Annotated in this window: 1 protein-coding gene; it reads right to left on the reverse strand. The window is 61.0% G+C overall.

Going from position 1 to position 254, the window contains the following annotated elements; all coding sequences use genetic code 11:
• On the reverse strand, positions 1 to 254 hold a 254-nt coding region (locus R0J92_RS24825), incomplete at both ends, for a glutathione S-transferase C-terminal domain-containing protein (protein ID WP_411053645.1).

Here is a 254-nt window from a genome sequence, read left to right on the forward strand (position 1 = left end):
GGCGCCTCGAAGTCGATCGCCGGGCCCTTCGGCACCACCTGCGTCGGGTTCACCATCGTGTGGCTGACGTAATAGTGCTTCTTGATGTGCTCGAAGTTCACCGTCTGCTTGACGCCGGGCATCTGGTAGAGCTCCCGCGTCAGGCCCCAGAGGTTCGGGTAGTCGACAAGGCGGTGTTTGTTGCACTTGAAGTGGCCAACATAGACGGGGTCGAAGCGCACCAGCGTGGTAAAGAGGCGAATGTCCGCCTCGGT

Source organism: Tritonibacter sp. SIMBA_163, assembly GCF_046535935.1.
Lineage (GTDB): Bacteria > Pseudomonadota > Alphaproteobacteria > Rhodobacterales > Rhodobacteraceae > Epibacterium > Epibacterium scottomollicae.